At 50.9% G+C, this 11418-nt stretch carries 8 protein-coding genes; 4 read left to right on the top strand and 4 right to left on the bottom strand.

Going from position 1 to position 11418, the window contains the following annotated elements; all coding sequences use genetic code 11:
- Positions 1-14: 14 nt before the first annotated feature.
- The 4 genes from H6X83_RS01605 to H6X83_RS01620 all read right to left on the bottom strand — a co-directional run bounded on the left by H6X83_RS01605 (position 15) and on the right by H6X83_RS01620 (position 5213).
- Positions 15-1133: a lysylphosphatidylglycerol synthase transmembrane domain-containing protein gene (locus H6X83_RS01605; protein ID WP_212507451.1), complete on the bottom strand. Its 1119-nt coding sequence runs from the start codon at positions 1131-1133 to the stop codon at positions 15-17.
- A 94-nt stretch (positions 1134-1227) separates the two neighbouring features.
- Entirely contained in the window at positions 1228-2316 is a 1089-nt protein-coding gene (locus H6X83_RS01610) for a lysylphosphatidylglycerol synthase transmembrane domain-containing protein (protein ID WP_212507452.1), read from the bottom strand.
- 279 nt (positions 2317-2595) lie between these two features.
- Positions 2596-3603, bottom strand: coding sequence for a tryptophan--tRNA ligase (gene trpS, locus H6X83_RS01615; protein WP_212507453.1), 1008 nt, complete (start codon positions 3601-3603; stop codon positions 2596-2598).
- Between the two features lie 419 nt (positions 3604-4022).
- The gene (locus H6X83_RS01620; RefSeq protein ID WP_212507454.1) at positions 4023-5213 is read right to left on the bottom strand and encodes an aminotransferase-like domain-containing protein; all 1191 of its coding nucleotides are present in this window, start codon (positions 5211-5213) and stop codon (positions 4023-4025) included.
- A gap of 346 nt (positions 5214-5559) precedes the next feature.
- On the opposite strand from H6X83_RS01620, the gene H6X83_RS01625 reads away from it, so the two are divergent.
- The 4 genes from H6X83_RS01625 (at position 5560) to folP (ending at position 10970) form a co-directional block, all read left to right on the top strand.
- The gene (locus H6X83_RS01625; protein ID WP_212507455.1) at positions 5560-7683 is read left to right on the top strand and encodes a SpoIIE family protein phosphatase; all 2124 of its coding nucleotides are present in this window, start codon (positions 5560-5562) and stop codon (positions 7681-7683) included.
- Positions 7684-7834: 151 nt separating this feature from the next.
- Positions 7835-8548, top strand: a complete 714-nt coding sequence (locus H6X83_RS01630) for a hypothetical protein (protein ID WP_212507456.1) — start codon at positions 7835-7837, stop codon at positions 8546-8548.
- 193 nt (positions 8549-8741) lie between these two features.
- Positions 8742-10007: a transglutaminase domain-containing protein gene (locus tag H6X83_RS01635; protein WP_212507457.1), complete on the top strand. Its 1266-nt coding sequence runs from the start codon at positions 8742-8744 to the stop codon at positions 10005-10007.
- 117 nt (positions 10008-10124) lie between these two features.
- Positions 10125-10970 (top strand): dihydropteroate synthase, encoded by an 846-nt coding sequence (folP, locus tag H6X83_RS01640; protein ID WP_212507458.1) that lies wholly within the window; start codon positions 10125-10127, stop codon positions 10968-10970.
- Positions 10971-11418 lie beyond the last annotated feature (448 nt).

Consider the following 11418-nt stretch of genomic DNA (forward strand, 5'->3'; position numbering starts at 1 on the left):
CTATGACAGTGTATTCAGGAGGAACCGCAGTTTGTCTGGTTGGCTTGAGTGGGAAGTGCTGCATCGCCATTTTGAGAGTCCGGGTGCTGATAATCCTCCGGCGGCGGTGTACCCAGATATTTGCGGGAGCCAATGGAAACGTAAAGAAAACCAAACAGAATACTGCCATAGTAAGTCAGCAAACGCCAAACCAGCATGGCGGGTGTTGTCATGCTGCCGAAAAAGATGTGGCAGAACGCGTCAAAGGAAAGCTCCGCGCCGCCGGAACCACCCGGCAGCGGCACAAAGGTGACGACCATTGCAGCAAAGACTTCTGCGGCAACAATCAGCCAGACAGACGCGCCGTGCAGATGAAATGCACGGTAAATACAGTAGGTGTCTAAGCTGCCGAGTACCAGCTGAACAATCGTAATCAGGCACACCGCCACATACAGCCGCCAGCTGTGTCCCATGGTTTTGAAGCCCTCATGAAAAGAATCCAGCTGTGTAATGACTGTTTTATATTTTTCCTCCGGTTTTTTTAAAATATGAATTTTACCGAGCCAGCACATTATGGTATGAAGCCACCGGTAAATAAACCCCGCATTAACGGAAATCAGTACAACGGCAGCAATGAACAGGATGTTTGTTGCCAGCCCGAAAACAGTGAACAGCGTCAGGTTTGACACGTTTTTTACAAAAAACGGCAGTTCGGTGCAAATAAGCAGCAGTGAAAAAATGACCGTAGTTGCCTGATGCGTAATGGTTTTTGCAGAAATAATAGCGGCACTTTTGCCGCCCTGCATGCCCATTTTTGACATATAGTAAATCTGCATCGGCTGTGCACCGGCGGAGCAGGGAGTAATGGAGGCGTAAAAAATGCCGGTGATGCCAATCATAAATGAGCGGGCATACGTCCACTTTGGGTAAAGATGGCGGCAAAGCAGCCAGTTGCACAGTCCTTCCAGCAGCCATGTAACGCCAAGCGTGCCCGCGGCCAGAAACATCCAGGCGGGGTCAAGCGTGCTGAGAATGTGTGCAAGCCCGGCAAGTCCGGTTTCTTTCAGCAGGGAGGTGAGCAAAATTGCCATCGTGACAGAAAGGACAATAATTGTGAATAAATGCTTTTTTACAAGCCGTAAAAATTTTCGCATAAAATCTCCTGTTATCAGAACTGCAGCAGGCAGTTTAAAGCAGTGCCGCACGAAGCAATACAATAGCACATTTTAGCATATAATCATGACCGAATTATGCCGGTTTTTCCTCTTCAGACGTTTCTCCATCCGGATTGCTGTAATCCTCCGGCGGGGGTGCGCCAACATATTTGCGTGCGCCGATAGAAACGAAAATACAGCCGAATACAATACAGCCATAATAGGTCAGCAGCCGCCAGACCAGCAGCGCCGGGGTAAGCAGATTTTGGAAAAAAACATGGCAAAATGCAGAGAACGACACTTCTGCGCCGCCGGAGCCGCCAGGCAGCGGAACAAAGGCGGCAACCATATTGGAAAAGACCTGCGCTGCAATCATGACCCACAGGGTCGCACTGCTCAGATGGAAAGCGCGGTAAATGCAGTAGGTGACCGAGCTGCTCACGGCGATCTGCACGACCGTAATCAGGCAGACAACAAGGTAAAGTTTCCAGTTGCGGCCCATCGTTTTAAAACCGGCATGAAAAGCGTCCAACTGTGTAATAATGGATTCATACTTTTTTCCCGGCTCTTTTACAATGTGAATCTTGCCAAGTCCGTTTAAGATTGTGCGCAGCATCCGGTAAACAAATCCCGCGTTTACCGAAACCAGAATTACTGCCAGAATGAAGATAATGTTCGACGCAATACCGAAAATCGTGAGGAAGGTTAGGTTGCTCACGTTTTTAATAAAGAACGGCAATTCACTGCCAATCAGGATCAGTGAAAAGAGGACCATGGTAATCTGGTAAGTGATGGTCTTTACAGAAATTACGGCGGCACTGTGGCCGGCTTTCATGCCCATTTTCGCCATGTAGTAAATCTGCATAGGCTGTCCGCCTGTGGAAAACGGTGTGACCGCGCTGTAAAGCATGCCGGTCATACCAATCATAAACGAACGCCCATAGGTCCATTTGGGGTAAAAATGCCGGCACAAAAGCCAGTCCACAAATCCCTCCATCAGCCAGGTGACGAACAGCGTTGCAAATGCCAGTAGCATCCAGCTGACGCTCAGACTTTTAAAAATGGAGCCTAACTGTTGAATGCTGTTTCCCTGAAACAGGAAGATCAGCAGGATCACCATTGTAATCGAAAGTGTAATAATCGTAAAAAGATTTTTCTTAATAATGCGCTTGAATCTTGACATAGCCTCCTCCAGTCTTTTGCCTCACACGGCAGAGTAAATTAACAAAATACAAAAGCCAAGCTGCTTTTGTGCAGATTGCTGTGAAAAAGGGAAAATGCGGTAGACAACCAATATCATATCGCATTTTCGGGGGTTGCACAAGGGCGAAATCGGGCGGAAAATGCAGGCAAAAATTGTTTCCTGCTGTTTAGACTGCGTAAAAAACAAATTTCCATTCAAAATATAAAAAGAAACGGCCTTGCGGCTGCTTTAAAGCAGACCGCAGAGCCGTTTTTTACATTACAGTACAAAACCAACTTTTTTCATAACTTTCTGCAGGGTACGATTTGCAATCCGTGAAACCTGCTCTGCACCCGCGTCCCAGCACTGCTGCAGATAGGCTTTGTCACTGCTGTATTGTGCAAAGCGTTCCTGAATTGGGCGCAGATGTTCCACAACCGCTTCGCCGACTGCCTGCTTGAAGTCGCCGTAACCTTTACCGTCAAAATCGTGCTCGATTTCCTCGTAGCTTTTGCCGGTGACGCAGGCGTAAATGTCCATCAGGTTGTTGATGCCCGCTTTGCCCTCGGCGTAATGAACCTTTGCTTCGCTGTCCGTAATGGCACGCTTAAACTTGCGCATGATGTCCTCCGGCTTGTCCAGCACATAGACACAGCCGTTTACATTTTCGTCGCTCTTGCTCATTTTGCGGGTGGGGTCCTGCAGGCTCATCACGCGGCGGCCGCCCTTGAGTACAAGTGCGTCCGGCATAGTGAAGGTCGGGGAGTAGGCATTATTAAAGCGTTCTGCGATGTTGCGGGTCAGCTCCACATGTTGGGTCTGGTCCTCACCGACCGGCACAAGGTCCGCCTGGTAAAGCAGAATGTCCGCTGCCATCAGGCTTGGGTAGGTAAACAGCCCGGCGTTGATGTTGTCGGCGTGCTTTTGAGATTTGTCCTTAAACTGCGTCATACGCTGCAGTTCGCCGAACTGGGTGTAACAGTCCAAAATCCACGCAAGCTGGGAGTGGGCGGGAACGTGGCTTTGCAGGAAAAACGGACTGCGCTTAGGGTCAATGCCGCAGGAAAGCAGCAGTGCGTAGGCTTCCAGTGTGTTGTGACGCAGTTTCGCGGGTTCCTGTCGCACGGTGATGGTGTGCAGGTCTGCTAGTGCGAAAATACAATCATAGCTGTCCTGCAGGGCTGCCCAGTTTTTCAGAGCACCCAGATAATTGCCCAGTGTAACGCTGCCGCTTGGCTGGATTGCACTGAAAATGCGTTTTTTACGTTCTGGTGTTTGGTTTTCCATCCTATCTTCCTCCTAATGGTTGTGTTTGAATTTGTAATGCATTATCAATATATAAAAGAAGTTTACGGACAAATGAAAGTGGGAATCAGCGGAATTATCTTTGCAATAAAAAAGCTCCTGCCCCTCAAAACAAGGGACAGAAGCCTGAAACTTCTGCGGTACCACCCACATTGGCGCAAAACGCCCGCTCACCGGTGCAGAAAGCTGCACCCTCCGGGATAACGGGCGGAAAGCCCCGGTTCCCCTACTTAGCATAAAAATGCGGTTCGGTTCACCCTCAAAAGTCCATTTAGCAGGAGCTGCACCGCCGGTTTGCACCTTTTCCGGCTCTCTGCAGGGCAGTGCTCCTGCTTACTTGTCTTTCTCACAGGTTTACTTTATTTACTTTGTGGCTATTATAGGGCAGCGCGGCGGCTTTGTCAAGCGTTTGGCCACTCGGCGGCCAGCTTTCCGAGAATTGCAATGCCGCGGGCGAGGTCTTCATTAGTCGGGGAGGAGTAGTTGATGCGGAAGCTCTGGCAGGGCTTGTTTTCGTCTGTAAGGAATGCGTTGCCGGGCACCACACAGACTTTATTCAGAACTGCTTTTTTGCAGTAATCAATCATGGGAATGGAATCCGGCAGAGTACACCAGATGAACAGCCCGCCCTGAATAGGATGATACTGCAGCAGCGGCGCGTTTTCTTTCAGTGCGTGGTCTGCTACTTCATATTTCTTAGCGTAGATTTTCTGGAGGTTTTTCAAATGCTTTTCAAAATCCCAGCCGCGCAGGAAACGGTGGATGACCAGCTGACTCCAGATGTTGGTGTGTACGTCGCTGCCCTGCTTGCAAACGACCATTTTCTGAATCAGCTCACTGCCGCCTGCCGCAAAGCCGACACGCATGCCGGGGGAGATGGTCTTGCTGAACGTGCCGGAGTAAAGCACGCGGCCCTCTGTATCGAGTGTTTTGATTGCTGGAATGGCTTCGCCCGCAAAGCGCAGGTCGCCGTAGGGGTTGTCTTCCAGTATCAATGTATTGTATTTTTTGGCGAGTGCGTAAATGCCCTGCCGTTTTTCCCAGCTGGTTGTAATGCCCATTGGGTTCTGGAAGTTTGGAATGGTGTAAATGAATTTGACACGTGAATCGCTTTTCAAAATTTCTTCCAGCTTGGCAAGGTCCATGCCGTCTTCCTGCATGGGGACACCCTTGAGCACTGCATTGTAGGAACGGAAAGAGTTGAGCGCACCGACAAAGCTTGGTTCCTCGCAGACAACGGTGTCGCCCTCGTTGATGACGGACTTGCTCAACAAATCCATAATCTGTTCTGCACCGCTGGTAATCAGCACACTGTCGCCTGGGGTGGCAACGTTACAGTGATTTTTCAGAAACGCGGTCACGTCCTCCCGCAAGGCGGGCAGGCCCTCGGTTACACTGTACTGCAAGGCATCAATCGGCTGCTCACGCAGTACATCTTCACTGCACTTGCGAATAGCTTCTACCGGAAATGCATCCGGTGCCGGGTTGCCTGCGGAAAGGGAAATGACAGCGGGGTCGGAAGCATACTTGAAAATTTCACGGATAGCAGAGGGCTTCAGTTTGCTGACGCGGTCAGAAAAGCGGTAATCCATTCTCAATACACCTGTCTTTCAAATTTATATAGAGCTAGATTAATACACAAAGAAATTTGCTGCACTCGCTAAGGCGAAATGAACTCATTTCGTATGCGCGCCTGGCAAAAACTTTACTGCGATGGCTTGCTGCAGTAAATGAATACATCCATTCTAGCACGTTCTGACGGCTTGCGCTATAAAAAAATTAAAATATACGGCTGGTTATGATGCAATCCGACACATTACTGTTTGTATAATTAGATTACAAGCCTGTAAGAATTCGCCGAACCGTAAAGGACGGTAAGCAAACCGCCCGCCAAAGGCTGCGGCGGTTTACTATAGAGTGGAAACGGAGTGGACAAGAATGACAAGAGAGCAGCTGCTTACGTGGGCAAAACCGCGCGCGGTAATGAAGTCAATCGCACAGCAGGCAGTCTTTTTTGCACTGGGACTGCTTTCAGCACGTGCGGTGGTGTTTGGCAGGTGTGCCCCATTCGGAATTGCGATGGCGGCGGCCTGCCCGTGGGAAAATGCGCTGGCCGCAGTGCTGGGCGCGGCACTTGGATACATACTGCCGGGTACGGTGACGGTGCCGATGCACTGCCTGACGGCGCTGCTGGCGTGCATTGGCATCCGATGGGTGCTGCGCAGTGTGGCAGCCCGGCTGATGCAGGTAAAAGCGGGGTATGCCGCTCTGCTTGCCGGAATACCGCTTTTGTGTACAGGCATGATTGTATATTTTGTAAATGACAGCGGCAGCACAGCGGCAGCTTATGCGGTTGCGGAAGCACTGCTTGCCGGAGCTTGGGCATATTTTTTTTCGCGTACAGTGGACCTTTTTACAGAGCAGCGGCCAATGGGACACTATCTGCCGCAGGAAATGACCTGTGCAGCGTTTTCGGCGGGTGTATTTCTGCTTGCACTGGCGGCTCTGCGTGCAGGACCAATTACGATGGGAGGTGTGCTGGCAGTACTGATTATTTTGTATGCCAGTGAGTATAATGGTGTAGCGGGCGGCAGCGTTGCCGGTGTGGCTGCCGGTACCTGTTTTGCCTTTACCGGGGACGGCCTTTCCGGGCTGGCCGGCGCCTACGGTGTGGGCGGACTGATGGCCGGACTCTTTGCCCCGCTTGGCCGGCTGCCGAGCGCCTGCGCGTTTATTTTAAGCAGCGCGGTGGCGAGCCTGCCTGCGGCGGTGACGACACAGCGGTTGGACACACTTTGGGAAGTTGCCGCAGCGTCGGTTATCTACATATTGCTGCCGGAACGGCTGACCGGAAACTTAATTGGCCGTTTTGCGGGCAAAACGGATGTCCGCGAAGTGCCGCGTGCGCAGGATTTACGTCGTACCGTGGTAGCGCGGCTTGACCACGCGGCGGATGCCCTTGGTGAAGTGGCAGGTACGGTGCAGCAGGTCGGTGAAAAGTTGGACAAGGCTCAGCAGAACCGCCCGCAGTCCGCTTTGCAGGAACTGCACCGGACGCAGACCGCGCAGAACCGCCGCTTAATGGTGCGGCAGTTTTCAGCTGTGAGTACCGTCTTGGAGGAAATGGCGTCTGAATTTGAACTGTTTGAGCGCAGTGATGAAACCAGCGCAGATTTGGTTTCGGAGGTGCTTTATGAATTTGCTTTGCAGCCGCTGGATGTCAGCTGCCGGGTAGACCGTTTTGAACGCATGACGATTGAAATCCTGGCGGTACGCGGGGAGGGCGTGAAAGTGAACAAAGCCGACCTGACCCGTGAGGTTTCCAAGGTTTGCGGGCGCACTTTTTCACAACCGAGCATCAGCCGGACACAGACTTCGTGGCGGTTGGTGTTCTGCGAACGGCCGCTGTACCGGATGGTGATGGGCAGTGCCCGCCACAACTGCTACGACAACACTTTGTGCGGTGACAGCACCCGCTGCTTTGAGGACGGCACCGGCCGCTATATTGCAATCCTCAGCGATGGCATGGGTACCGGTGGCCGCGCGGCGGTGGATGGTGTGATGGTTTCGGATTTACTGGCACAACTGATTCAAGCAGGGGTTGGGTTTGACAGTGCGCTGCAGATCGTAAATACAGCGATGGGCGTAAAATCTGGGGATGAATCCAGTGCAACGGTTGACTTGGTCAGTGCGGACCTTTACACTGGAATTGTTGAGTTTCACAAGGCCGGTGCGGCCATGAGCTTTGTGCGTGTGGACGGCAAAGTGCATCCGGTGGATGCACCGGGGATTCCGGTTGGTATTTTGGAGCAGGTTTCATTCCATTGCTCGCAGGAGGAACTTGCCGGAAATGATTTGGTTGTCATGGTAAGTGACGGTGCACTTTGTGAGGGAACTGCATGGATTACTGCCCTGCTGGAAGGCTCCTGCGAAGCGAAAACGCCGCAGGAGTTGGCAGAAGCGGTGGTTGCCGGTGCTGTGGCACGCCGCAGTGACGGTCACGACGACGATGTAACGGCAATCGTACTGAAACTGCACGCGTTTCGTCAACAGGCAGACTGAAACACTCTGAGCAAGTGTTTCTATATATAGATAGCGGCTGCTGCCGGCTTTCTGCAGCAGCCGCATTTTTTTACCCGGACAGCAGGCCGTTGCGTTTTTGGTGGGTGCGTGTTAAAATGAGGGAAACTGACCGGAAAGCTGGGGATAGAATATGCAGCAGCTCGTTATCGGAATTGTCCTGCTGGCTGCGGGAATTTTGCTGAGCCTGATTTATAATCGAATGCGGCAGGGTGAAGGCGGTACAGCGGCAGAGATGATGGACATTCGTGAGGTGTCGGCACATTTAAAGGAAGGGCAGTCCGGCATCTTTACCGTGCGGGCGCCTTTGCAAGCGGAACAGCCGGAAACATCTGCGTTTGATGAAACAAAAAAAGCATACTTTGAAACACGGGTACTTGCACTTGAGGGCAAGCATCAGCGGGAAATTTACAGCGGAAAAAGTGAAGCCAAACCATTTATGCAGGATGCGCCCGGAGAAGAAAAGCTATGGATCGATATTCCTTCCTTCGGGGACAATGCAGAGCTGTTCCCTTCTCATATGGATACGGCACAGCCGGGCACGCCGCTTTTTGGGGCAGTAGAACGGTTGGCGCACTATCAGCCCGGGAACGAGTTTCAGGGCTACCGTGTACTGGAGGGCTGCATCCGGCCGGGACAGCAGGTACTCTTTACCGGTACCGTGCGCCGCCGGGACGGCAAGCTGCTGGCAGAGGCCGGCGTGCGCACCAAAAGCAGCTTTACTTATCGGGAGCCGGAAGAATCGCAATGTCGGCAGCCGCTTTCCACTTCAGCAAAAATTATACTGGCACTCGGCGCAGTAACAGTCGTTGCCGGGGCGGTGCTGCTGATTAACAGTCTGCTATAAAATTAGAAAGCGGTCCCCGCAGGAGAAGAATACCTTTCCTGCGGGGATTTTTCTGCCTTTATACAGAATATATAATGTAAGGAATTTTATGAAATTTTAAGAAACTTAAATTTTCTTTGTGAAGAGTGTAGGCAAGCAGTGCAAAAGCAGGTATAATAATGAGGTTGACATAAACAAGAAAAGGGGCCGAAGTATGAAGAAACCGATGCGCCTCGCCGCTTTGGCGCTGGCACTTTCCCTGCTTTCAGGCTGCACACTTCCGTCAAAAGACTTTTTCTCCTGGAAAATAGAACCGGCATCTTCGGCTGCTGTTTCTTCTGCGGCTGTCAAGGCAGGCCCAAAGGCCAGTGCCTGCACAGCGGTCGAGCAGCGTTCAGATTACAAGAGTCTGCCCAGTGACCAATGCCGCCGTTTGTATGAAAAACTGCTGGACTGTGCACAGGATATAACAGATAACAAAGACGAAAATGGCTACCTGATGAAAACCGCAAGTCTTCTGACCGTTAAGCTAAGTGATGATGAAACGCGGCGTACCGTTATGGCGCTGCTGAACGATAACCCGCAGTTGTTTTGGATTTCCAATCAGTACACCTATTCTTTTTCCTTGACCGGAACGACCGTGCAGCTTTTCAGCCGCGTCAGTTCACAGGAACGGGAAGCACTGCAGAAAAAACTGGATTCCGTTACGGATACGATCCTTTCAAAGGTTTCTTCCGCGGATTCCGAACTGGAGCGTGAGATAAAACTATTTAATGCGCTTGCAGACCGCTGTACCTATGACGACGCTGCCTTTGCAGATAAACAGCAGACGAACTGGCAGCCGTACACCGCTTACGGTGCTTTGGTGACTGGCAAAGCGGTCTGCGATGGCTATTCCCGCGCCATGCAACTGCTGTGCAGCAAGGCGGGGCTGCAAAGCCGATTGGTGAACGGTAACTCCAAGGGTGCTTCACACATCTGGAACCTGATTTCTATAGATGGAAAGTGGTATCATTTTGACGCAACATGGATGGATGGCAGTCTGCGCACATATGATTATTTTAATGTAACGGATGCTGTGATCAAACGCGACCACACCATCAGCCCGCAGAATGGTGATGCAGCTGACTGCAATTTCGCACTGCCGGCTGCTTCCTCAGATAATGCAAACTATTATAAAAAATGTGCTGTGCAGGTGGCAGCATTGGATTCTGCCGCACGTGCCCGTATTGCAGAGGCATTGGTGCAGGCCGCACAGGAAAAGGAGGTTTCTCTGGCACTGCATATAGATGAAAAGCTTGAGTTTGGCAGTACGGTTCAACAGCTTTTTAACGGCGGCCCGTATTTCTTTCAGTCCTGTGTGCAGGATGCGAACGGCAGTCTGCCTGCCGGGAAAAAGCTTTCCTATACTGCGATGCAGTACAGTACTTGTGCTGCGCAGAACGGAATCAGCATTCAGCTTGCTTATGCGTCGAAATAAAGGATTCTTTTTGTGAAATCCAGTTGTATAATTGTAACTTTTGTCGTATAGTATCTGTAAAGATAACCTCAAGAAGCGCTTTCCCGCGCTGATGACTACTGTAAAGGAGTGTTTTTCATGAGCAGAATCTTTAGGGCAGGCCGTTTTCAGCTACCGCTCGGAGATAAAACTTATATTATGGGTATTCTCAATTTGGTGCCCGACCATTATGCGGAGGATCCTGAATGCCTCTCTACAGAAGCAGCAGTTGCACTTGCGTGGGAAATGGCTGCTGCCGGTGCAGATGTGATTGATATGGGCGGGCAGTCCAGCCAGCCGGGTTATCAGCAGGTTTCTCCGGAAGAGGAACTGAAGCGGATACTGCCGGTGCTGGATGTTCTGCACAATGAATTTTCAATCCCGATTTCGATCGATACACGCTATGCTTCTGTTGCCTATGCCTGTGTGCAGCATGGAGCAGATATTGTCAATGATATTGGCGGTTTTAAAGACCCGGCTATGATTGAGTCGGTCGCTACCAGCCAGACCTGCGGATGTATTGTTATGCACCGAGGGGGCGGGAACAACAAAGTTGATATTTTGGATTCCATAAAAGAGTATTTTGTACATCAGATTGATGTTTTGAATGCCTCCGGTATTGCAATGGAACGTATTTGCCTTGACCCGGGCATCGGTTTTGGCAAGACCTATGAAGAGAACCTGCGCATCCTTGCAAATGCGGATCAGATGCAGGCACATGGCTGTTGTACAGTAATGGCGGCTTCCCGCAAGCGAGTTATCAGTGCGGCCAGCGGCAACCCACCGTATGAGCATAGAATGCCGGGTACGATTGCTGCCGACAGCATTGCACAGTTCTGCGGAATCGATATGGTGCGCGCTCATGACGTGCCGGAAGCGGTGCAGGCGGCGCGTGTAACACAGGAAATCCGGCGCCAGCGGGTTTGCAAACATCCACAGGAATAAAAAATTGAGACAAAAACGGGCTGGAAATGAAAATTTTCAGCCCGTTTTTACATATTATAAAAGAATTCGGGCAGTTTACAACTTGAAATCGTGCGGCGCGATTCTCCAAAAAACCTAGGAAACATGCGGGATTCGAGGGTTTGCGACAGAGAAAAAGCGAAAAAAGCGAAAAAAGTTCAAAAAAGGTGTTGACATAAGGGAAGTAGCGTGGTATTATATATGAGTCGCCGCAAGACAGGCACACAAAACTGAACAAGCTGCTGCAAAGCAGGGCGAGAAGTTGAAAGATGTTTGTTGAGCATGACGACGACAGGACCTTGAAAATTAAACAACGATGACAATAGAACGGACCCGAAAATTCCGAGAGGAATGACGAGAAGCTGACTCGTATAAAAACAGCAAAAGCGATACGCAAGCGTATCAAGATTGAGCTTACAAAAGCTCTGAA

Origin of the sequence: Caproicibacterium amylolyticum, from assembly GCF_014467055.1 — a bacterium.
Classification (GTDB): domain Bacteria; phylum Bacillota; class Clostridia; order Oscillospirales; family Acutalibacteraceae; genus Caproicibacterium; species Caproicibacterium amylolyticum.

Bases quoted from the DNA above. Each gene is read 5' to 3' on its own strand.
- H6X83_RS01625 (WP_212507455.1), top strand. From the start codon at position 5,560: ATGACAAGAGAGCAGCTGCTTACGTGGGCAAAACCGCGCGCGGTAATG.
- H6X83_RS01630 (WP_212507456.1), top strand. From the start codon at position 7,835: ATGCAGCAGCTCGTTATCGGAATTGTCCTGCTGGCTGCGGGAATTTTG.
- folP (WP_212507458.1), top strand. From the start codon at position 10,125: ATGAGCAGAATCTTTAGGGCAGGCCGTTTTCAGCTACCGCTCGGAGAT.
- H6X83_RS01620 (WP_212507454.1), bottom strand. From the start codon at position 5,213: ATGGATTACCGCTTTTCTGACCGCGTCAGCAAACTGAAGCCCTCTGCT.
- H6X83_RS01610 (WP_212507452.1), bottom strand. From the start codon at position 2,316: ATGTCAAGATTCAAGCGCATTATTAAGAAAAATCTTTTTACGATTATT.
- H6X83_RS01635 (WP_212507457.1), top strand. From the start codon at position 8,742: ATGAAGAAACCGATGCGCCTCGCCGCTTTGGCGCTGGCACTTTCCCTG.
- trpS (WP_212507453.1), bottom strand. From the start codon at position 3,603: ATGGAAAACCAAACACCAGAACGTAAAAAACGCATTTTCAGTGCAATC.
- H6X83_RS01605 (WP_212507451.1), bottom strand. From the start codon at position 1,133: ATGCGAAAATTTTTACGGCTTGTAAAAAAGCATTTATTCACAATTATT.